Source organism: Gluconobacter sp. Dm-74, assembly GCF_018256135.1.
GTDB classification, from domain to species: domain Bacteria; phylum Pseudomonadota; class Alphaproteobacteria; order Acetobacterales; family Acetobacteraceae; genus Gluconobacter; species Gluconobacter cadivus.
Genome location: NZ_JAERLX010000003.1, coordinates 13,214 through 34,454 on the forward strand (window position 1 = coordinate 13,214; position 21,241 = coordinate 34,454).

The window sequence follows — 21,241 nt, forward strand, 5'->3', positions numbered from 1 at the left end:
CAACAGACAGAACGCGAGGGAACAGGAACCTGTCCGGCGTTCGGCATGACTGGAACGTCTTCAACGCAGCAGCCACGCAAAAGGCATCACAGATCCAGAAGCAGGCGCCTCGGATCTTCCACAAGCTGCTTGATTCGGACGAGGAAGCTCACCGCTTCCCGTCCGTCCACGATCCGGTGATCGTAAGACAGCGCAACATACATCATCGGCCGGATCACGATCTGCCCGTCCCGCACGACCGGACGGTCCTGAATGGCATGCATCCCCAGAATGCCCGACTGCGGCGTGTTCAGGATCGGCGTGGAGAGCAGCGATCCAAAAATCCCGCCATTCGTGATTGAGAACGTCCCGTGCGACAGTTCCTCCAGCTTCAGCCCGCCCGTCCGCGCCCGCTTGCCATAATCCGCGATGCGACGCTCCAACTCGGCAAAGCTCATCTGATCGGCGTCATGCAGCACCGGCACCACCAGCCCGCGCTCCGTCCCCACCGCAATGCCCAGATTGACGAAATCGCGATAGACGATCTCATTGCCTTCAATCTGCGCATTGATCGCCGGATAATCCTTCAGCGCACCCACCACGGCCCGCGCGAAAAAGGACATGAAGCCCAGACGCGCCCCGTCATGCTTCTTCTCGAACTCGTCCTTGTATTCCGCCCGCAGCGCCTTGGCGGCGGACATGTCGATCTCGTTGAACGTCGTCAGAATGGCCGCGGTGTTCTGCGCCGCCTTCAGATTCCGCGCGATCGTCTGACGCAGACGGCTCATGGGAACCCGACGCTCCCGCGCCTCATGCGAAGACAGCTTGGGGGCCGGTGCGACAGAAACGGGCTTCGGCGCTTCCGGAGCGGGAGGCGTGACGCGCGCAGGGGATGCGACAGGTTCCTGAGCCGCAGCCTTGGGAACAGGAGCCGGTTCAGCCGCGACAGGTTCAGGCACAGCCGGTGCCTCCGCCGTCTCATCCACAGCCCCGAGCAACCCGCCGATCTCGACTTCCGTGCCCACCGCCACACAGTCTTCCAGACGCCCGGCGGACGGCGCGGTCACTTCAACACTGACCTTGTCCGTCTCCAGCTCCACGATGGTCTCGTCGTGCTGCACATAGTCGCCGGAGTTTTTAAGCCACCGCGCGACAGTCGCAGTCGTCAGGCTTTCTCCAAGCGCCGGAACCCTGATTTCGACCGTCATGCTGCTTCCCTGTCTTGCGTCCCGCCGCGAAGCGGGGAAATGTCTGTGCCGTACCCGGCACTCTGTCCGGAAAAGGTTAAGAATGTAGGATACTGCATCTTCGTTCCCAGCGGGAGGCGGAACCATCCCCGTCGCCGGACTTTGAAACCAAAACACAGGAGGCCGCAATGTCCCACCCGCCCGACCGTCCTGAAATTCTGGACTCCGATCATCTTTCCACTCGCACCCGCGAGATCCTGACATCGCGGCTTTCGGTCTCCACCGCACAGCCGTGCACCTTGTCGCTTCGGGCCTATGCCGTCCTAGACGCGCTGCTGCCCGTCCTGCTCCCACTGGACGAGATCCTGCCTCCCGCCACCGACATCGCCATGACAGCCCGGATCGACGCCGCGCTCTCCGGCCCCCGCGACGGTTGGCGCTTCGCGGACCTCCCGCCCGATGCCGAAGCTTGGGAATCCGCCCTCCTGACGCTCGACGACGTCGCAGCCGAACAGCACGGACTCGCCTTCATCCATCTGGCCGCGGACCTGCGCGGCACCCTGCTTGACGCCGTCATGGACGGACAGATCGGTCTCGAACGCGACGGCCGCCTCACGGCTTCCCAGATGAAACGCTGGTCTGGAGACCTGCGTGGCGAGGTCGTGGACTGCCTCATGAGCGACCCGCGCATCCAGCAGGCCCTCGGCATTTCCTCCAGCCTCACCGGCGGAGATGCCGTCTTTCAGGGCTTCACCAACGTTGGCCCCGACAGCCGCGAGTCCTTTGAACCCAAAGCCACCGCCCCCCTTCTCCAGATGGCAGACTCCAGCGAATGAGCAGTACGACCGTCATGAAGACATTCGCCGAAACGGACATCGTCGATGCCCTCATCATCGGCAGCGGTGCCGGTGGTGCGCCGCTGGCCGCAGAACTCGCCCGCAACGGCAAAAGCGTCGTGGTGCTGGAAGCCGGCCCCGCTTTCCCCGCCACGGGACACACGCCCGACGAAGTGGCTGCCCGCGAACTGTACTGGCTGCACGAACGCCTCTCCGCAGGCACAAACCCGCAGGCTTTCGGTGGCAATAACAGCGGCACCGGCCTCGGCGGCTCCATGCTCCATTACGGTGCCTTCATGCCGCGCATGGACGCCCGCGACTTCCACCTGCACACCGAAACCGGCAAGGGCGTGGACTGGCCCTTCGGTCTGGACGAACTGCTCCCCTATATCGAGCGCGTGGAATCCTTCATCGGCGTCTCCGGCCCCGCCCATTACCCCTGGGACGCGGAGCGCCGCTACGCCTACGCCCCACCGCCAGCCAATTCCGCCGCACTCAAGATGCGCGAAGGCTGTGACGCACTCGGCCTCCGCCACGCAGACGGCCCCGCTGCCCTCATCACGCGCGATATCGAACAGCCGCATTTCGGCACCCGCCATGCCTGCGCAAACTGCGGAGCCTGCCATCAGGGCTGCCGCAACGGCGCCAAGTCAGGCACGGACAACACATGGCTTCCCATGGCCGTCGCTTATGGTGCCGAACTCCGCCCCGGCTGCTTCGCCCACACAATCGAACGCGACAGCTCCGGCCGCGTGACCGGTGTGGTCTATCGCCAGAACGGCGTCGAACACCGCCAGAAATGCGCGACCCTCGTCCTCGCCGCCGGTGCCGTCGAAACCCCGCGCCTGCTCCTGACCAACGGCCTCGCCAACAGCTCCGGTCAGGTCGGCCAGAACTACATGACCCATGTCTCCACACAGGTCTGGGGCGAGTTCGACGAAGATATCCGCCCCAATCGCGGCTACCCGTCCCTGACCATCACCGAAGACATGATGCGCCCCAAAGACGCGGATTTCGTCGGCGGCTACCTCGTTCAGTCGCTGGGCATGATGCCCGCAACATGGGGCCAGAACCTCGCCCGCAGCACCACAACACGCGGCCCGGCCTTCGCGCGTGCGCTCGCCGGATACAACCGCTCCGCCGGTATGGGCATTAACGGCGAATGCCTGCCCCGCCCCGAAAACCGCGTCACGCTCTCGGACGAAAAAGATGCTTTCGGCATTCCCAAACCGCTGATCGAACATTCCTACGGCTCCAATGAATGGGCCATGCACCACCATGCCGCCCGCCTGCTGACGCAGATGTGGGAAGCCGTCGGCGCAAAGGATATCCGCGTCATCGACCGCGCCGCCCACATGATCGGCACCTGCCGCATGGGCACCGACGCCGACAGCAATGTCGTCAATCCGGTGGGCCGCAGTTTTGATATCGACAATCTGTGGATCTCCGATCATTCGATCTTCCCAAGCGCCGCCGCCGCCAACCCGGCCCTGGCCATCATGGCGCTCTCCCTCCGCACTGCGGAGGCCATGCTGAAGGCCTGATTGAAATCTGACATAGATCAAAGTGATCCGGAGCATGCTCAGCAGTCTTGACACTGCTTTGCGCGCTCCGGTAAGCGAAGGACGACTTTCCGGTGGCGTCCTGTCACCCGGTCTCCCTTTCCTTACGGATGCTTCCTGCTTCCATCGTCCTGCGAAATCCTCACAGATCACCGCCTGACACAAGCAGTTCCCGTTCAGTAGCCCCGCCTTCTGTACGGTCGCGCATCCCTCCCCCTATCAGGTCTGCCACTACCGGCACATCAAGGCGCGTCTTTCATGCATCTTGCCGAACTCAAGAAAAAATCCCCAGCCGACCTTCTGGATTACGCAGAGGAACTGGAGATCGAGAACGTCTCGTCCATGCGCAAGCAGGACATCATGTTCGCCATCCTCAAGGCCCTTGCCGAGCGCGATCAGGCGATCTACGGCGAAGGTACGCTCGAAATCCTGCCGGACGGCTTCGGTTTCCTGCGCAGCCCGGAAGCCAACTATCTTCCCGGCCCCGACGATATCTACATCTCCCCCACGCAGGTCCGCCGTTTCGGCCTGCGCCCGGGCGACACGGTTGAAGGCCAGATCCGCGCCCCGCGCGACGGCGAGCGCTATTTCGCGCTACTGAAGGTCAACACCATCAATTTCGAGGCGCCGGAAACCGTCCGGACCCGCATCAACTTCGACAACCTCACGCCGCTCTACCCCGAGCGTCGCCTGAAGATGGAAGTCGAACAGCCCGAAGCCGCCGTCACGGAATCCTCTCCGCGCGGCAAGGGCAAGAAAGACCAGCGCGACTACACCCCACGCGTGATCGATCTCGTGACGCCGATCGGCATGGGCCAGCGCGCCCTGATCGTCGCCCCGCCCCGCACCGGCAAGACCGTGATGCTCCAGAGCATCGCAGCGTCCATCTCCGCCAACCACCCCGAAGTGTTCCTGATCGTCCTTCTGATCGACGAACGCCCGGAAGAAGTGACGGACATGGCCCGCTCGGTGCGCGGCGAAGTCGTCTCCTCCACCTTCGACGAACCGGCAACCCGCCACGTCCAGGTGACGGAAATGGTGCTGGAAAAGGCCAAGCGCCTCGTCGAGCACAAGCGCGACGTGGTCATCCTGCTGGATTCCATCACCCGTCTCGCCCGCGCCTACAACACCGTCGTCCCCTCCTCGGGCAAGGTACTGACCGGCGGTGTGGACGCCAACGCCCTGCAGCGCCCCAAGCGCTTCTTCGGCGCCGCGCGTAACATCGAGGAAGGTGGCTCACTGACGATCATCGCAACAGCCCTGATCGACACAGGCTCGCGAATGGACGAAGTGATCTTCGAAGAGTTCAAGGGCACCGGTAACGCCGAACTCATTCTGGACCGCAAGCTGGCCGACAAGCGCACCTTCCCCGCCATCGACATCACCAAGTCGGGCACGCGTAAGGAAGAACTGCTGGTCGATCGCGCCGAGCTGTCCAAGATGTGGGTCCTGCGCCGCATCCTCGCCCCGATGGGCACGATGGACGCCATGGACTTCCTGCTGGACAAGCTCAAATACAGCAAATCCAATCAGGACTTCTTCGACGCCATGAACAACTGATCCCGAATCAGCACGGCCGACATGAAAAAGGGGAGCTCCGGCTCCCCTTTTTTGTTGTCCGGTCTATCGGAATGACGGGAAAACCTGCCGGTTACAGCACGCCTTCCAGATGCAGCATGGCATGCTTGTCCGCGGTGCCGCCAAGCCCCGAATATCCGCCAAGCCCCGCTCGACCAACAACACGGTGACAGGGGATCAGGATCGGAATCGGATTCGCTCCAACCGCCCCACCAACCGACCGCGCAGACCCGCCGACCTCGGCCGCGATATCCGCATAAGTCCGGGTCTTGCCGTAGGGAATCCGGCGCAACGCGTCCCAGACCTTCTGGCGGTACGGAGTCCCGTAAGGACGATAGGGCAGCGTGTCGAAATCGACCGATTCCCCATCAAAATAGCGCTCCAAAAGATCGCGGGCCTTCAGAAGAAGTGGAGTCTCCTCCTGATCGCGCCCCCAACCCCAGTCCAGAGCGACGATCTGGCCCTCATCTTCACTGATGGTAAGGGCCCCGAAAGGTGAGTGGCAGGATAGCTGTGGCATGAACGACACGGTGCCCGAGCGGCTCAAAACCGTCAATCCGGCAGTGTTGCCATTGAGACCGATGCTTTTTAGCCATGCGATTTGTGCATATCGATTAACCCCAATATGCAAAATAAACATATTGTACCACTTCAGTAGGCTTTCCAGCAATACTCTGTAATGTGTTGGAAAACTGCCCTTTTTTGTATCAGAAACGCGACAGGACGTTATCCGGAACGCCTGTGTAATCATTCCCCGAACCACATCATAGCCCGTTTCAGGATCACTACGCCCCATCCCTCACGGAAACGTCAGAAGCCGTGTTTGTCTTAAACAATAAAATAGGGTCAGTAAGTTCTCATGCTGGCGGTGTCTGGTACTGATCGTTGGATTGAGAGGACAGGATTTTCCCCTGCCCCTTTCAAGACTGCATAGGTCCAGAATATCACAGCGGAAACAGTCTTTACAAAAAGGACAGTTGGATCATGACTTCTGGTCTACTGACGCCGATCAAGGTTACGAAAAAGCGCCTTCTCAGCTGCGCAGCCGTACTGGCACTCTCAGCTGCTGTTCCCGTCGCTTTTGCGCAGGAAGATACGGGCGCAGCAATTACAAGTGCCGATAACGGCGGCAATGTCGGAAACTGGATGTCCTACGGGCGCTCCTATTCCGAGCAGCGCTTCAGCCCGCTCGACCAGATCAACAAGGACAATGTCGGCCAGCTAAAGCTCGCCTGGCACTACGATCTGGATACGAACCGCGGTCAGGAAGGCACGCCTCTGGTCGTGAACGGCGTCATGTACGCCACGACCAACTGGAGCAAGATGAAGGCGCTGGATGCAGCGACCGGCAAGCTCCTGTGGGCCTATGATCCCAAGGTTCCGGGTAACATCGCCGATCGCGGCTGCTGTGACTCCGTCAACCGCGGTGCTGCCTACTGGAACGGCAAAGTCTATTTCGGCACGTTCGACGGACGTCTGATCGCTCTCGACGCCAAGACCGGAAAGCTGGTCTGGAGCGTCTACACGATCCCCAAGGAAGCCCAGCTCGGCCACCAGCGCTCCTATACGGTTGACGGCGCACCGCGCATCGCCAAGGGCCGCGTCATCATCGGCAACGGCGGCGCCGAATTCGGTGCCCGTGGCTTCGTGACGGCCTATGACGCCGAAACCGGCAAGATGGACTGGCGCTTCTTCACGGTTCCGAACCCCGACAACAAGCCCGACGGCGCAGCCTCCGACGACATCCTGATGTCCAAGGCCTATCCGACCTGGGGCAAGGGCGGCGCCTGGAAGCAGCAGGGCGGCGGCGGTACCGTCTGGGATTCGCTGGTTTATGACCCCGTGACGGACCTCGTCTATCTCGGCGTCGGCAACGGCTCGCCCTGGAACTACAAGTTCCGCTCCGAAGGCAAGGGCGACAACCTCTTCCTCGGCAGCATCGTCGCGATCAACCCGGATACCGGCAAGTACGTCTGGCATTTCCAGGAAACGCCGATGGACCAGTGGGATTACACCTCGGTCCAGCAGATCATGACGCTCGACATGCCGGTCAACGGCGAAATGCGCCATGTGATCGTCCATGCCCCGAAGAACGGCTTCTTCTACATCATCGATGCGAAGACCGGAAAATTCATCTCGGGCAAGCCCTACACCTACGAAAACTGGGCCAATGGTCTGGACCCTGTCACGGGCCGTCCGAACTACGTGCCTGACGCTCTGTGGACGCTGACGGGCAAGGCCTGGTACGGCATTCCGGGTGATCTGGGCGGCCATAACTTCGCCTCCATGGCCTACAGCCCGCAGACGAAGCTGGTCTACATCCCCGCCCAGCAGGTTCCGTTCCTCTACGATCCGCAGAAGGGTGGCTTCAAGGCCCATCATGACAGCTGGAATCTTGGGCTGGACATGAACAAGATCGGCCTGTTCGACGACGCCGATCCGCAGCACAAGGCCGACAAGGCACAGTTCCTGAAGGATCTGAAGGGCTGGATTCTGGCCTGGGATCCGGAAAAGCAGCAGGCAGCCTTCCGGGTTGACCACAAGGGTCCGTGGAACGGCGGTCTGCTCGCAACGGGTGGTGGTCTCCTCTTCCAGGGCCTCGCAACCGGCGATTTCCATGCCTACGACGCTACGAACGGCAAGGATCTCTTCAGCTTCCCGGCACAGAGCGCCATCATCGCGCCTCCCATCACCTATACCGCCAACGGCAAGCAGTATGTCGCGGTGGAAGTGGGCTGGGGCGGCATCTATCCGTTCTTCCTCGGTGGCGTGGCCCGGACATCCGGCTGGACCGTCAACCATTCCCGCGTGATTGCTTTCGCGCTGGACGGCAAGGACGCACTGCCGCCGAAGAACGAACTCGGCTTCCTGCCGGTCAAGCCGCCTGAGAAGTGGGATGAAGCCCGTACGAAGAACGGCTATTTCCAGTTCCAGACGTATTGCGCCGCCTGCCATGGCGACAACGGCATCTCGGGTGGCGTTCTGCCTGACCTGCGCTGGTCCGGTGCGATCCGCGGACAGGAGAAGTTCTACAAGCTCGTCGCTAAGGGCGCTCTGACCGCCTACGGCATGGATCGCTTCGACACGTCCATGTCCCCGGCCGAGATTGAAGACATCCGTAACTATCTCGTGAAGCGGTCCAACGAGTCCTATGAGGACGAAGTGAAAGCCCGCGACAACAAGCAGGGCGTCCCCAACGACCAGTTCCTCAACGTACCCCAGGGTCCGGTTGAGCCTGCAACGGCGGACCATCCGTAACGGGCGACCGTTACGGTAAAAGGAGGCACGTGACATGCTCAATGCATCAATTCGCGACAGGCTGGTATCTGAGATGAAACAGGGATGGAAATTCGCGGCCGCAATCGGCCTCATGGCGGTGTCGTTCGGCGCCGCCCATGCCCAGGACGCTGATGAAGCCCTGATCAAGCGTGGCGAATATGTCGCCCGCCTGTCAGACTGCATCGCCTGCCATACGGCTCTGCACGGACAGCCCTATGCGGGCGGTCTGGAAATCAAGAGCCCGATCGGCACGATCTATTCGACCAACATCACGCCGGACCCGGAACACGGGATCGGCAGCTACACCCTTGAGGACTTCACGAAGGCCATCCGCAAGGGCATCCGCAAGGATGGTGCAACGCTTTACCCGGCAATGCCCTATCCTGAATTCGCGCGTCTGTCCGACGACGACATCCGCTCGATGTATGCCTACTTCATGCATGGCGTGAAGCCGGTCGCCCTTGCCAACAAGGCACCGGACATCAGCTGGCCGCTCTCCATGCGCTGGCCGCTGGCCCTGTGGCGCGCCATGTTCGTTCCGAGCATGACGCCGGGCGAAGACAAGAGCATCAGTGATCCGGAAGTCGCACGCGGCGAATACCTCGTCGACGGTCCGGGCCATTGCGGCGAATGTCATACGCCCCGCGGCTTCGCAATGCAGCTCAAGGCTTACGGAACGAGCGGCGGCAACGTCTATCTGTCCGGCGGTGCACCGATCGACAACTGGATCGCCCCGAGCCTGCGCAGCAACAGCGACACAGGCCTGGGTCGCTGGTCTGAAGATGACATCGTCACCTTCCTCAAGAGCGGCCGTATCGACCACTCCGCCGTCTTCGGTGGCATGGCCGACGTGGTGGCCTACAGCACGCAGCACTGGACAGACGACGACCTGCGCGCCACGGCCAAGTACCTGAAGAGCATGCCGGCCGTTCCGGAAGGCAATAACCTCGGCCAGGATGACGGTCAGACGACCGCCCTGCTGGACAAGGGTGCTCAGGGCAACGCCGGTGCGGAAGTCTATCTGCACAACTGCGCCCTTTGCCACATGAACGATGGTACGGGCGTCAACCGCATGTTCCCGCCGCTGGCTGGCAACCCGGTCGTCCTGACGGATGATCCGACGTCGCTCGCCAATGTCGTGGCCTTCGGTGGCATCCTGCCCCCGACCAACACGGCACCGTCCGCCATTGCCATGCCCGGCTTCAAGAACCACCTCACCGACCAGCAGATGGCCGATGTCGTGAACTTCATGCGCAAGGGCTGGGGCAACAAGGCACCGGGAACCGTATCCGCTGCCGATATGCAGAAGTTGCGTACGACGGGAGCACCGGTCTCCACGGCTGGCTGGAACGTCTCCAGCAGGGGCTGGATGGCCTACATGCCGCAGCCTTACGGCGAAGGCTGGACCTTCTCTCCGCAGACCCACACGGGCGTGGACAACGCACAGTAAGCGTTTCCCACTCTCTGACAGTCTGAATAAAAGGGGCGGATCGGAAACGATCCGCCCTTTTTTCATGCTCGCACGCCCATCATTGCAAGCTAACCATTTTCACCACGGGGCCTCCTGCACTACATAGAACCCCATGACGCGCTCCTCCCGCCCGGACCACACCCCGCAGGTCATTTTCGCACTGGCAACCGGTCCCTCCCGCGCCGCCATCGCGATCATGCGCGCCAGCGGCCCCGGCAGCGATACAATCCTGCGCGCGCTGTGCAACGGACATCTCCCCGAACCCCGCCGCGCCAGCCTGCGAACCCTGCGCCATAACGCAGAGGTGCTCGACCATGCCGTCGCCCTCTGGCTCCCCGGCCCGAAGTCCTATACCGGGGAAGACGGCTTCGAGTTGCACCTCCATGCCGGTCCTGCCATCATCGCCCGCGTCGCCGACGCCCTGACCGATCTCGGAGCCCGCCCTGCCGAACCGGGCGAGTTCACCCGGCGCGCCGTCCAGAAAGGACGGCTGGACCTGCTTCAGGCCGAAGCCATCGCCGATCTCGTGGATTCTGAAACCGAAAGCCAGCGCAAACAGGCCCTGCGTCAGGCTGACGGCGCCCTGAGCCGCCTGTATGACGACTGGGCGCAGCGCCTGCGCCTCGTCCTCGCCCATCAGGAAGCCCTGATTGACTTCCCGGACGAAGACCTGCCGCAGGACGTGGAAGACGGACTGGTCGAGGAACTCTCGAAGCTCCACACCGAAATGTCCGCCCACCTTCAGGACAATCGCGGCGAACTCCTGCGTCAGGGCCTGACCGTCGTGATCGCAGGGTCGCCAAACGTCGGAAAGTCCAGCCTTCTCAATGCGTTATCCGGAACAGACGCCGCAATCGTCACGCATCGCGCCGGCACGACCCGCGATGCCATTGCGCTAGACTGGATTCTGGATGGCGTCCGCCTGCGCCTGATAGACACGGCGGGCCTGCGGGAGACGGAAGACGAAATCGAAGCCGAAGGCATCCGCCGCGCATTGTTTCACGTGAAACAGGCGGATGTCGTACTGCATCTGATCGGCCCGGATGAGAGCCTTGAGACCCTCTCCGGACAGGAAATCCCCATCCGGACGAAAATCGACATCGCACCAGCCTTGCCCCGCATGTTAGGGATCAGCACGCAGTCCGGCGAAGGACTTGATGCGCTGCGTCAGGTTCTGTCCGAACGGGTGTCCGCTCTCATGGCCGGTTCGGCCGCGCCTCCTCTGACCCGCGCCAGACACCGCGCCGGAATCCAGGAGGCCGCAAACCATCTGGACCATGCCCGGACCGCGACATGGCCGGAACTGCGGGGCGAAGAACTCCGGCTGTCCATGCTGGCTCTCGGGCGTTTGACCGGACGTGTAGATGTTGAATCCCTGCTCGATGCGATTTTCGGGCAGTTCTGTATCGGGAAGTAGGTTGTGAGCGATTTCGACGTCATCGTGATCGGCGGCGGTCATGCCGGATGTGAAGCTGCAGCGGCATCGGCCCGTTTCGGCGCGCGCACCCTGCTGCTCACCCATCGGCTGGAAACGATCGGCGCTATGTCCTGCAACCCCGCCATCGGCGGGATCGGCAAAGGCCATCTTGTGCGCGAAATCGACGCGCTCGACGGCCTGATGGGCAAAGCCGCAGACCGCGCAGGCATCCACTTCAAACTGCTCAACCGTTCCAAGGGTCCAGCCGTTCACGGCCCCCGCGCGCAGGCCGACCGTTCGCTCTATCGCGCCGCCATTCAGGATCTACTCGCCGCTACCCCCAATCTGACGATCCTTGAAGGCGCTGCCGGAGACCTGATCGAAGAGAACGGCCACATCACAGGCGTCATCTGCGAAGACGGCCGCGCGTTCCACTGCGGCGCCGTAGTACTAACCGCCGGAACCTTCCTGCGCGGCGTCATCCATGTCGGTCACACCCAGACGGAGGCCGGTCGCATCGGCGAAGCTCCGGCCAAGCGTCTGGGCGAACGGCTTTATGCGCTCGGCCTCCAGATGGGCCGCCTCAAGACCGGCACACCGCCCCGTCTGGCCAAGGATAGCATCGACTGGGAAAACCTCCCGGCCGATCCCGGCGATGCCGAACCCGAGGCCTTCAGCCCCATGACGACGGCCATCACCAACCCGCAAGTCGTCTGCCGCATTACCCAGACTACCGCCGAGACCCACAGGATCATTAACGAGAACCTGCACCGCTCGGCCATGTATGGCGGCGCCATCGCCGGACGCGGCCCCCGCTACTGCCCGTCCATCGAGGACAAGGTCGTCCGCTTCGCCGACCGCAGTTCGCATCAGGTCTTTCTCGAACCCGAAGCCCTGCCCGGCAATCCGGGTGGCGATCTGGTCTATCCCAACGGCATCAGCACCAGCCTGCCCGCCGACGTGCAGGCCGCCATGATCGCCACCATGCCCGGTCTGGAAAACGCCCGCATCGTCACCGCAGGCTATGCCGTCGAATATGATTACGTGGACCCGCGCGAGCTTCTGCCGTCCCTGCAACTGCGCCGCCTGCCGGGCCTGTATCTTGCCGGACAGATCAACGGCACGACCGGCTACGAAGAAGCCGGCGCACAGGGCCTCCTCGCAGGCCTGAACGCCGCCCGCGCCACGGCTGGAAACGAGGCCCTCACGCTGGATCGCAGCGACGCCTATCTCGGTGTCATGATCGACGACCTGACGCTGCACGGCATCAGTGAACCCTATCGCATGTTCACGTCCCGCGCCGAGTATCGCCTCACCTTGCGCGCCGACAACGCTGACCTACGCCTGACGCCCAAAGGCATCGCCGCAGGCTGCGTTCTGCCCGAACGCGAAGCCGCTTTCACCGCCCAGAAAGCCGAACTCGACGCCGCCATGGCCCGCGCAGCCGGAACAACCTTCCTGCCGCAGGCCCTCCGCGATGTCGGTTTCGAAGTCTCTCTGGATGGTCGTCGGCGCACGGTTCTGGACGTCCTTGCCAGTAACGGCGACCATACGATCCTGAACGCGCTGTCCCCGTGGTTCGCCGAACTTCCGCTGCGTGTGCGCCGTCATGTCGAGACCGAAGCCCGCTATGGCGGCTATCTTCACCGGCAGGATCGTGAAATTCGACAGCTCGCATCGGAAAGTGCCATCGCCCTTCCGGCCGATCTGAATTACACTGCCATCGGTGGCCTGAGCAGCGAAATGCGCGAGCGTTTTTCTCAGGCCCGCCCGACCAGTTTCGCCGCAGCACAGCGCGTGCGCGGGGTTACACCTGCCGCGCTGGTCGCCCTGCTGGCCCATGTAAGGACCCTGTCATGACCACCGTTTCACGTGAAACACACGAAAGGCTGGAGCGCTTCGCCGACCTGCTCGTGCAGTGGAACGCGAAAATCAATCTCGTCAGCCCGCGGGACATTGCCCAGCTCTGGCCCCGCCATATCGAGGACAGCCTCCAGCTTGCCGAGCTGATCCCCGAAGGGGCCACCATCACCGATCTGGGGTCGGGCGGCGGTTTTCCGGGCATCATTCTGGCCATCGCCACAGGCAACCCGGTCACCCTGATCGAATCGGACCAGCGCAAATGTGCCTTCTTGCGGGAAGCCGGACGCATCTGCGACGCGAAGGTCACGGTCATTGCCAAACGTATCGAAGCCGCCAGCCCCCCTCCGGCCGACATCATCACGGCCCGGGCGCTGGCCCCCCTCAACAGGCTCCTGGACTGGGCACGGCCATTGCTGAAAGAAGACGGGTTCTGCCTGTTTCTGAAAGGTCAGAAGGCGCAGGCCGAGTTGACCGAGGCCAGCGCCGACTGGCACATGAGCCACACCATTGTTCCCAGCCGCACCGACCCCGGCGGAGCCATCATCAAGGTCAGTGATTTCAAGCGTGTCGTCTAAAACCGAATCCCCCACCACCCGGATCATTGCCGTCACCAACCAGAAGGGAGGCGTCGGCAAGACCACCACCACCATCAATCTGGCAGCAGGCCTCGCCCGTCAGGGACAGCGCGTTCTGCTCGTGGATCTGGACCCGCAGGGCAACGCCTCAACCGGCTTGGGCATCGACTACGACCAGCGCAACACCGGTACCTATGCCGCGCTGATGGTTGAAGCCGAACCTCATGCGCTGCCCCAGCCGACCGCGTTCGAGAATCTCTCGATCATTACGGCCAACAACGAACTGGCCGGTGCAGAGCTTGAAATGATCGGGGACGAGCGCCGTGAATACCGTCTGCGCGATGCCCTGCATGCGCTTGAAGGCGATTACGACACGATCCTGATCGACTGTCCGCCCAGCCTCGGTCTGCTGACGCTCAACGCTCTGGTCGCGTCCGACAGCGTGATCGTGCCGCTGCAATGCGAGTTCTTTGCGCTCGAAGGTATCAGCCAGCTCGTCCGCACCATCGACCGCATCCGCCGCGCCTTCAACGCAGACCTGCATCTCGAAGGCATCATCCTGACGATGTATGACCGACGCAACAACCTGTCCGAACTCGTGGCGCAGGATGCGCGCGGCTTCTTCGGCGATCAGGTGTTCGAAACGATCATCCCGCGCAATATCCGCATTTCCGAAGCCCAGAGCCACGGCAGCCCGGTGCTGGATTACGACGCCAGGTCCACCGGAGCCATCGCCTATCTGGCGCTGGCGGACGAACTGATCAAACGCAACAAGAACAAGACAAAGGCGTAACCGGCGATGGCCAAAAAGGACAGTTCCCCGCGTCTTGGTCGCGGCCTCGCAGCCCTTCTGGGCGATCAGGCGCCGCAACTGGCCCGCGCCACACGCGCAAACGCCCAGCCGCAGCAGCATTCCTCCCTGCCCGTGGATGTTCTGGCCCCAAGCCCCTTCCAGCCACGACAGGACATGAATCCCGAACGCCTGTCCGAACTGGCCGATTCCATCCGCTCACGCGGCGTCCTGCAACCCCTGCTCGTCCGCCCCGATCCGGAAAAGCAGGGTCATTACCAGATCATTGCCGGTGAGCGCCGCTGGCGCGCCTCACAGCTCGCAGGCCTGCACAGCGTCCCCGTCCATATCCGCGAACTGGACGACACGGACGCGATGGCCGCTGCTCTGGTCGAGAACCTCCAGCGCGCGGATCTCAACCCGATCGAAGAAGCCGAAGGCCTGCAACGTCTGGTCACGGACTATACCTTGACGCAGGAAGAACTGGCCGGCGCCGTTGGCAAGTCCCGCCCGCACATCACCAACACCATGCGCCTGCTGAACCTGCCGCCGGAAGTCCGCGCGCATGTCCGCAACGGCGACCTCACAGCCGGTCACGCCCGCGCCCTGCTGACCCATCCCGATCCGGTCGCTGCCGCCAAACTCGTTATCGCCCGCGGCCTGAACGTCCGCCAGACAGAAGCGCTCACCAGCGGCAAAGAAACCACGACCCCGGCCAAAAAATCGCGGGACGCGGAAATTCTCCAGATCGAAAACGATCTCTCTTCCCGCCTCGGCCTGAAAGTCCATATTTCCTATAACGGCAAAAAAGGCGGCTCCCTGAAGATCGACTATACGTCTCTGGAGCAGTTCGAAAGCGTCATGCGCCTCCTCAACCGCAAATAAGACACTGAAAAATAAGGTTTTTCTTCTTTTTCAGACCAGCCACGAAGAAAAGAAGAAAAACCTCTTGCAGCTTCCCACCGAATCCCGCTATAAGCCGCTCCACCGGTAGACGGGCCATGGGCACATAGCTCAGTTGGTAGAGCAGCTGACTCTTAATCAGCGGGTCCAAGGTTCGAGCCCTTGTGTGCCCACCATGCCCGTCTCCGGTTATTTCCCAAAAATTTCATGCTGAATTTCCGAAGCCCGCCAAGGCTCTTTTCGTGCTTTTCGGCAGCCTCTGAAATCCAGAGACTACCGCGTAAGTTTAGCCCCGGAAATCTGGCAGTTCGTTAACCGTCACGACACGCCACAGGCAGTCGATACGCTCCAGAATGGTAATGGACAGGTTCTGGATCGAAAACCGCAGTGCCGTATCGGGATGCACGCCCAGCGCATGCGCCAGAGCCGCGCGGATGGCTCCCCCATGGCTGACGACAACCATGTCTTCACCTTCATGAGCGTTCGCCAGATCCTCCAGACCATGCGCCACGCGCGCACAGACATCCAGCATGCTCTCTCCGCCCGGCGGCAGTTCACACGCGGAAATGGACCAGAACGGATTGGGTGGCAGTCGCAGCAGAGACATGAACTCCGTATGCGGCGTTCCATGCCATTCCCCGATCGACTGCTCGATGAAACGGCCGTCAATCGTCACATCCTGCGAAAACGCCCCTGCCTTACGGATCTCGCTTGCAGTATCACGCGCGCGCTGGAGCGGCGAACTATACCACAGCGCATCAGTCGGCAGACGTCGCGCCAGCGTGGCATAGCCGCCCTGCTGGCTTGCCATTGCTTCCCGGCACAGTGGCACATCGAGCGCCCCATACATCGTCTTGCGCGCACTGGCTTCCACGACCGCGTGGCGAATCATCCAGAACCGGGTCACGCCCTTCGGCAGTTCCGGCGTATCGAGAAAATGCCCGTGCGGGACCGCTTTATCTGTCTGGGTCATGCTAATGGGGCGTAACGAGGGACGGGGTTCGCGTCCAGCAGAACATCCCAGTGTTTGAGGATCAGTTCCAGTTTTCCAAGCACCCGGCGCGCATCCATGCATTCGCGCTGTAAGCGGCGCTCCTCGTCCAGCCCTTCATGCGACGGCTCACCCGAAACCAGCCGCGCCCCCGCACACAGACGCAGCGCGCCCGCCGGTCCATCCAGCATCGGATGCGGCACTGGGACGGGCTGACCCAGAACACAGAGCAAACTGCCCTCTCCTTCCGCCACCCAGGGCGACAGATCCGCATTCAGCCAGCGATGCAGCCGTCGCGCATCTTCCAGCGCAAGGGGCTGGCCGGGCGCATGCGGGTCCTCCACCAGAAACGACAGGATGGTCGGAACGGCATCCCAGCGCCCGTCATCAAAAGGCGTCCCCATGGGCAGCATAGTCAGGACAGGACGGGCCCGCACCATGGCAACGGCCTCCGTCATGAACCGCGTCAGACGACTGCGAATGACCGGATCGGGCAGCGCAAACAGCGCGTCCATTTCGGCCAGCGCCGCATACCAACGCAGGGCCAGCCCGATATTGTGACCGTTATTGAGCGCCGACGCATCCGCGCCTTCCGGCCACTCATCGCGGTTGCCATAAGCCCGCAATCCCTTCGGAAGCGACAGGGACGGTAAACGATTGCGGATTTCAGGAGGGAGAAGAATGGCCCCACAGAAAGGTGGGCCCGTAAAGAACTTGGAGCCGGTCACCATGACGATGATTCCTCGTTCCACCCAGTCCGCCACCCGCGACGGACTCAGGCGCGCCTGACAGACATCGATAACGACGCTGAGCTGATCGCCCAGCTCGGTACACAATTCCCAGACAAGATCCATGTCCGGTGCCGCAAGCCCGGTCTTGGACTGATCCAGCCGATGCAGCAGCACATGACGCCCCTCAGCAGCTTCGCGTCGCACAAGAGCCGCACATTGCGCATTGATCTCCGCAACAGGCCGCGCCGTCCCGTCAGCCGCACGGATATCAACACCGATCAGCCGCGTTTCCGGCGAAAATCCTTCGATCACCTCGCCCTTGCCCACTAGCGTGGAGCACGCACTGTCCGTCGCAAAATGTCGACCGCAAGCCGCCAGAGGCACCCCGCTGCCCGTTTCATCCGGGGCCAGAAGAATGGACGTCACCGGACGCTGCGTTCCCGCCGCCACAAGCGCCAGAACCGCCAGTTCACAGTCCGTCCCGGATGCCGACAGCAGAACCGCATCCTCCGGCAGACCATAATGAGCCCCGATCGCCGCACGAGCCCGGCGCACGACACCTTCCTGAACCAGATCCGGGTCCTGCTTGGCAAGCAGCGCACTCATCATGGTGCGTCGAGCGGATTCAGCCCCTCCAAAACCGCGTTCGGACAGCGAAGACGCCGTCGATGAACCAAAAGTGATCGCCCAGGGCCGAGGACGATGGGAGCTGGAATACCGGTTCAACCCGGTATGCGGATCAACGGCCAGCCGGGAATCCCCGCCCCCGCTCATCAGGCTCTCGGCGGGTGCCAGAACGGGCCACAACCGGCTCAGAACCCCTTGCAGACGCTCGGCTTCAGACTGTGTGAAAGGCGGCAGATCCGGCAAAAACGCGCTCAGCGTCTCCCAGCTCTGCAAAAGGGCCGGAGCGTCAGGCACGTCGCCCGCAAACACGGCCAACCAAGCCGGAAGCGGCGCAACATCACCAGTATCCAGCGCATGAAACAACGCCGCCACGCGCGCCGCAGCAAAGCTGGCCAGAAACGGATTGGCGCCCGGCTCCAGCAACCGCATAAGTTCAATGGCATGCCGCAGGAAAGTCGGCGCAAGGCGCGGGGCCTCAAGACATAGTCCGCCGAGCTTGAGCGTCGCTGTACGCAGGCAGAAAGCCTGCCCCGGCACCAACTCTCCCTCGATCCGGAACGGAAGCGGCAGTGACACATCCAGAATCGGCACCAGCCCATCCGCAATCACCCGCAGATCGGGCCGCTCCAGAACATCCGTCAAAGAGCGTGTCAAAGTATCAGCCAGCATGCCTGCCTCTCCTGCCTCCGCACGACTGTGGGATTAGCCCATCAGCCCGGCCAGCGCGAGAGGCGAAAACAGTCCGTGAAAATCATCTTCATGATTTTACAGAAGCTCCCGCAGCGTTATTTGCGCTGTTCCAACAACACTGTAAGATCAAATGACTCTGCAGGGGTCCAGACCCTGATTTTAACCAAGAGGTTCAAATGCGGATTTTGCTGACAGGCGGTTGCGGCTTCATAGGATCGGCCGTTATACGCCATCTGATCCGGAACACGGACCACTCGGTCCTGAATGTTGACTGCATGACTTATGCAGCCTCGGAAGACACCATCAGCGAAGTCGCAGGCGACCCCCGCTACTCCCATGCGCGTGCGAACATCGTGAACGGTGTGGAAATGCAGCGCCTGTTCGAGGAATATCGCCCCGACGCCGTCATGCATCTCGCGGCGGAAAGCCATGTGGACCGCTCAATCGACGGCCCCGGCATTTTTATCCAGACGAACGTCGTCGGCACCTACTCCCTCCTCGAAGCGGCACGCAAATACTGGAACACGCTGGGAGACGCTGAAAAGAAGGCCTTCCGCTTTCATCATATTTCCACGGACGAAGTCTTCGGCCATCTGGAGCCGAACGATCCGCCATTTACCGAAACAACCCCCTACGATCCCCGCAGCCCGTATTCGGCCTCCAAGGCGTCGTCCGACCATCTGGTCCGCGCCTGGTTCCATACCTACGGCCTGCCAACCTTCGTCACCAACACCACCAACAATTACGGCATCTGGCACTTCCCCGAGAAGCTGATTCCGCTGGTCACGATCAATGCGATCGAAGGCCGCGACCTTCCGGTTTACGGCAAAGGCGAAAACGTCCGCGACTGGCTGTTTGTCGAAGACCACGCCGAAGCTCTGGTCAAGGCGGTCGAAACCGGCAAACCGGGCGAAACCTATGCCATCGGCGCCCGCCAGCCCCGCACAAATCTTGAAGTCGTCAAGAAGATCTGCGCCATCCTCGATGAGCTTCAGCCGGACCCGGCTGGCCCGCGCGAACGCCTGATCCGCTTCGTCACCGACCGCCCCGGCCATGATTTCCGCTACGAAATCGACCCGTCCCACGCCGAGAAGGAACTCGACTGGAAAGCGACGCACGATTTCGAAAGCGGCATCCGCAAGACGGTCCAGTGGTATCTCGACAACCGCGCCTGGTGGGAAGGTATCCGCTCCAAGCGCTACACAGGCCAGAGACTGGGAGCCAGCAAGTGAGCACCATCGAGACCAAGCCCATGAAGGGCATCATCCTCGCCGGCGGTTCGGGCACACGCCTGTATCCGATGACGATGGCAGCCTCCAAGCAGCTGCTGCCGGTCTATGACAAACCGATGATCTACTATCCCCTTTCCACGCTGATGCTGGCGGGAATCCGGGACATCATGATCATCACGACGCCCCATGACATGCCCCAGTTCCAGCGTCTTCTAGGCGACGGCTCGCAGTTCGGCGTGACTTTCGAATATCGCGTCCAGCCCTCCCCGGATGGTCTGGCACAGGCCTTCCTGATCGCCGAAGACTGGATTCAGGGTGCACCCTGCGCGCTGGCGCTGGGCGATAACCTGATTTTCTCCGAACATCTCGGCGTCCTGCTGCGCGCAGCCTCCAACCGCCCCGAAGGTGCCACCGTCTTCGCCTATCAGGTCCGCGATCCTGAGCGTTATGGCGTGGTCTCCTTCGACGAGAGCGGCCTCGCCCTCAAGGTCGAGGAAAAGCCGACCCATCCAGACTCCAACTGGGCCATCACGGGGCTGTATTTCTACGATCACCGCGTCGTGGATTTCGCCAAAAAAGTGAAGCCTAGCCCCCGGGGCGAACTGGAAATCACCGACCTCAACCGCATGTATCTCGAAGAAGGTACGCTTCAGGTGGACCGTCTGGGCCGCGGCTGCGCTTGGCTTGATGCCGGTATGCCCGACAGCCTGATGCAGGCCGGAACTTTCGTGCAGACCATTCAGTCCCGCCAAGGCATGCTGGTCGGCTCTCCCGCCGAGGTCGCCTTTCGCAACAAGTTCATCAATGCCGATCAGCTTCGCGATCACGCCAAGAAGATGGGCAAAACCGAACTGGGCCGCCTGCTTCTGGAACTGGCCAACAGCTGATTTTGTTCCCAGGGTTCTTGGTCCGCTGAAATACGCGGCCGGAACCCTTTTTTAGAAATTTTCACGGCAGGATTTCAGCATGAAGGTCGAACGTCTTTCCATTCCAGAGGTCATTCTCGTTACGCCTCCCCGTTTTGGTGACAATCGCGGCTTCTTCTCCGAGACCTACAATGTTGATCGCATGAACGACGCTGGCATTACCCTGCCCTTCGTTCAGGACAACCAGAGCCTGTCGCGCCAGAAAGGCGTCGTCCGTGGCCTGCACTGCCAGTTGGCCCCCTATGCGCAGGGCAAACTGGTGCGCGTCACACGCGGCGCTATCTGGGACGTCGCCGTCGATGTCCGCACAGGATCGCCAACCTACGGCCAATGGGCAGCCGCTGAACTGTCCGCAGAAAACTGGTCCCAACTCTGGGTGCCGCCTGGCTTCCTGCACGGTTTCGTGACACTCGAGGAAAATACCGAAGTCCAGTACAAATGCACCGCGCTCTACAGCAAGGCATCAGAACGCGCGGTCATCTGGAACTGCCCGGAACTGAAGATCGACTGGCCCGTTTCCGAAGCTGATGCCGTCCTGTCCGACAAGGATCTGGTCGCACCGCATTTCTCGGAATCCAAAGGCTGGTTCCAGTACGAAAAGTGA

Annotated in this window: 17 protein-coding genes and 1 tRNA gene; 14 read left to right on the forward strand and 4 right to left on the reverse strand. The window is 61.9% G+C overall.

Going from position 1 to position 21,241, the window contains the following annotated elements:
- Positions 1 to 86: 86 nt before the first annotated feature.
- Positions 87 to 1,187, reverse strand: coding sequence for a dihydrolipoyllysine-residue succinyltransferase (gene sucB / locus JK208_RS05600; RefSeq protein ID WP_211574800.1), 1,101 nt, complete (start codon positions 1,185 to 1,187; stop codon positions 87 to 89).
- A 167-nt stretch (positions 1,188 to 1,354) separates the two neighbouring features.
- On the opposite strand from sucB, the gene JK208_RS05605 reads away from it, so the two are divergent.
- The 3 genes from JK208_RS05605 to rho all read left to right on the forward strand — a co-directional run bounded on the left by JK208_RS05605 (position 1,355) and on the right by rho (position 5,124).
- Complete coding sequence (locus tag JK208_RS05605) at positions 1,355 to 2,002, forward strand: gluconate 2-dehydrogenase subunit 3 family protein (protein WP_211574802.1); 648 nt, start codon at positions 1,355 to 1,357, stop codon at positions 2,000 to 2,002.
- A gap of 14 nt (positions 2,003 to 2,016) precedes the next feature.
- Positions 2,017 to 3,546, forward strand: a complete 1,530-nt coding sequence (locus JK208_RS05610) for a GMC family oxidoreductase (RefSeq protein WP_211575216.1) — start codon at positions 2,017 to 2,019, stop codon at positions 3,544 to 3,546.
- A gap of 276 nt (positions 3,547 to 3,822) precedes the next feature.
- Positions 3,823 to 5,124 carry a transcription termination factor Rho gene (gene rho, locus JK208_RS05615; protein WP_211574804.1) on the forward strand — a complete coding sequence of 434 codons (1,302 nt, stop codon included), beginning with the start codon at positions 3,823 to 3,825 and terminating at the stop codon, positions 5,122 to 5,124.
- Between the two features lie 91 nt (positions 5,125 to 5,215).
- Here rho and JK208_RS05620 read toward each other — a convergent pair whose 3' ends face one another.
- Positions 5,216 to 5,662, reverse strand: coding sequence for a methylated-DNA--[protein]-cysteine S-methyltransferase (locus JK208_RS05620; RefSeq protein WP_211574806.1), 447 nt, complete (start codon positions 5,660 to 5,662; stop codon positions 5,216 to 5,218).
- Between the two features lie 464 nt (positions 5,663 to 6,126).
- Between JK208_RS05620 and JK208_RS05625 the strand changes: the two genes are divergently transcribed.
- From JK208_RS05625 to JK208_RS05660, 8 genes are all read left to right on the forward strand, one after another.
- Entirely contained in the window at positions 6,127 to 8,400 is a 2,274-nt protein-coding gene (locus JK208_RS05625) for a PQQ-dependent dehydrogenase, methanol/ethanol family (protein ID WP_211574808.1), read from the forward strand.
- Positions 8,401 to 8,434: 34 nt separating this feature from the next.
- Positions 8,435 to 9,871: a cytochrome c gene (locus JK208_RS05630; RefSeq protein WP_211574810.1), complete on the forward strand. Its 1,437-nt coding sequence runs from the start codon at positions 8,435 to 8,437 to the stop codon at positions 9,869 to 9,871.
- Between the two features lie 133 nt (positions 9,872 to 10,004).
- Positions 10,005 to 11,309 carry a tRNA uridine-5-carboxymethylaminomethyl(34) synthesis GTPase MnmE gene (gene mnmE / locus JK208_RS05635; protein ID WP_211574812.1) on the forward strand — a complete coding sequence of 435 codons (1,305 nt, stop codon included), beginning with the start codon at positions 10,005 to 10,007 and terminating at the stop codon, positions 11,307 to 11,309.
- Between the two features lie 3 nt (positions 11,310 to 11,312).
- On the forward strand, positions 11,313 to 13,169 hold the full coding sequence (mnmG, locus tag JK208_RS05640; protein ID WP_211574814.1) for a tRNA uridine-5-carboxymethylaminomethyl(34) synthesis enzyme MnmG: 1,857 nt from the start codon (positions 11,313 to 11,315) through the stop codon (positions 13,167 to 13,169).
- Entirely contained in the window at positions 13,166 to 13,747 is a 582-nt protein-coding gene (gene rsmG / locus JK208_RS05645; protein ID WP_077803621.1) for a 16S rRNA (guanine(527)-N(7))-methyltransferase RsmG, read from the forward strand. Before mnmG ends, rsmG begins: the two co-directional genes overlap by 4 nt.
- Positions 13,737 to 14,540, forward strand: a complete 804-nt coding sequence (locus JK208_RS05650) for an AAA family ATPase (RefSeq protein ID WP_211574816.1) — start codon at positions 13,737 to 13,739, stop codon at positions 14,538 to 14,540. The genes rsmG and JK208_RS05650 overlap by 11 nt, the downstream gene beginning before the upstream one ends.
- Before the next feature lie 6 nt (positions 14,541 to 14,546).
- On the forward strand, positions 14,547 to 15,422 hold the full coding sequence (locus tag JK208_RS05655) for a ParB/RepB/Spo0J family partition protein (protein ID WP_211574818.1): 876 nt from the start codon (positions 14,547 to 14,549) through the stop codon (positions 15,420 to 15,422).
- A gap of 118 nt (positions 15,423 to 15,540) precedes the next feature.
- Positions 15,541 to 15,616: transfer RNA gene (locus JK208_RS05660), tRNA-Lys, on the forward strand.
- Between the two features lie 110 nt (positions 15,617 to 15,726).
- Here JK208_RS05660 and JK208_RS05665 read toward each other — a convergent pair.
- On the reverse strand, positions 15,727 to 16,413 hold the full coding sequence (locus tag JK208_RS05665; RefSeq protein WP_062107145.1) for a histidine phosphatase family protein: 687 nt from the start codon (positions 16,411 to 16,413) through the stop codon (positions 15,727 to 15,729).
- Positions 16,410 to 18,458 (reverse strand): hypothetical protein, encoded by a 2,049-nt coding sequence (locus tag JK208_RS05670; RefSeq protein ID WP_211574820.1) that lies wholly within the window; start codon positions 18,456 to 18,458, stop codon positions 16,410 to 16,412. The genes JK208_RS05665 and JK208_RS05670 overlap by 4 nt, the downstream gene beginning before the upstream one ends.
- 197 nt (positions 18,459 to 18,655) lie before the next feature.
- Here JK208_RS05670 and rfbB point away from each other — a divergent pair, with 197 nt between their 5' ends.
- From rfbB to rfbC, 3 genes are all read left to right on the forward strand, one after another.
- Positions 18,656 to 19,711: a dTDP-glucose 4,6-dehydratase gene (gene rfbB, locus JK208_RS05675; protein WP_194260984.1), complete on the forward strand. Its 1,056-nt coding sequence runs from the start codon at positions 18,656 to 18,658 to the stop codon at positions 19,709 to 19,711.
- 20 nt (positions 19,712 to 19,731) lie between these two features.
- Entirely contained in the window at positions 19,732 to 20,598 is an 867-nt protein-coding gene (gene rfbA / locus JK208_RS05680) for a glucose-1-phosphate thymidylyltransferase RfbA (protein ID WP_194261305.1), read from the forward strand.
- Between the two features lie 79 nt (positions 20,599 to 20,677).
- Entirely contained in the window at positions 20,678 to 21,241 is a 564-nt protein-coding gene (rfbC, locus tag JK208_RS05685) for a dTDP-4-dehydrorhamnose 3,5-epimerase (RefSeq protein WP_194260985.1), read from the forward strand.